The 1187-nt window shown below is 47.3% G+C and carries 1 protein-coding gene; it reads right to left on the reverse strand.

Going from position 1 to position 1187, the window contains the following annotated elements; translation table 11 throughout:
* Positions 1 to 7 precede the first annotated feature (7 nt).
* Positions 8 to 991, reverse strand: a complete 984-nt coding sequence (locus tag C5O24_RS13525; RefSeq protein WP_107037121.1) for an IS30 family transposase — start codon at positions 989 to 991, stop codon at positions 8 to 10.
* Positions 992 to 1187 lie beyond the last annotated feature (196 nt).

Below are 1187 nucleotides of genomic sequence, written 5' to 3' on the forward strand. Positions count from 1 at the left end.
CGCAGGTTCAACTGGCAAGTGCAAAATTAGCGATTTGTTTGAAGAACTCGGTTTTCGGGTTTGAAAAACCGAGTTTTTTCCGTGGTCTGAGGTTTAGTTTCTTTGCGACATTCTTGATGTATAGGTCAGTGAAATCATTGAAATTTGACTTTTTGGGGATGTATTGACGGATGAGTTTGTTGATGTTTTCGACCGCTCCTTTCTGCCATGAGCAGTAGCTGTCGGCAAAGTAAACAGTCACATCATCAAGACCTTTGATGCGTAATCCGGCGGTTATGTCGAGGTGTGCCGCGAACTCGCTGCCGTTGTCAGTAGTGATGGTTTTAAGATATTTACGGTATGCGTACAGCATTCTCACGACAGTCTTTGACAATGGCTTGGCTCTTTTTCCGTAAGGTAGTTTCTCCATCATCACAAAGCCAGTCATGCGTTCAAGCAGCACTAGAATCGCGTGCCCGTAGGCATCAACAATAAGATCCATCTCAAAATCGCCAAAGCGTTTGCCGTCGACCTCGGCCGGTCTGTCGTGTATGCTTGTGCGGTTTGGTATGTTGGTGGCTTTAGTGGGTTTGCGTTCGCCTTTTGGTCGTCGTCGGAAGTCGGGATGTCTGCGGTGACGGCGCAGTTCTCCGCTTTCATCAGCGTTTATAATGTTGTAAATGGTCTGTATGGATACGGAAACACCTTCCTTGGCCAACACGCCACGAATTTGTTCTGGTGACCATTGGTGGTCAATAATCATCTGTTTTATACGCCACACCAACACGCTGTCGAGCTTCTTGTTGGATGTGGTGCGCTTTCTGCGTTCAAGGGCTTTGGCATGAGCCTTTTCCCACAGATAGTGGCCTTTGGTTGTGGAATTGCGCTTCAGTTCACGACAAAGCGTTGACTGACTGCACCCTACTATGAGGGCAATTTCTTCTCTCGAAGTTTTTCTTTGCAGTAAGGCGAAAATTTGCGACCTTTGCTGCGAGGTTAATTGTCTGTACATAAGCAATACAAAATTAGTTAATCTCAGGGAGACTTCGGTCTCCCTTTTTATTTTGTATTGCCAGTATGTTCTGCTGCTGTCCGCTCTTGGGGGCGGTTTAGGCCGCCCCCGCCGCTTGGGCATCCCCTCGCCAGAAGGAGAGAGGAGAATGACTAATGCCCATCTCAAAGTTTTGCACTTCGATTTGGAATCTTCA

Source organism: Paramuribaculum intestinale, from assembly GCF_003024925.1.
Lineage (GTDB): Bacteria > Bacteroidota > Bacteroidia > Bacteroidales > Muribaculaceae > Paramuribaculum > Paramuribaculum intestinale.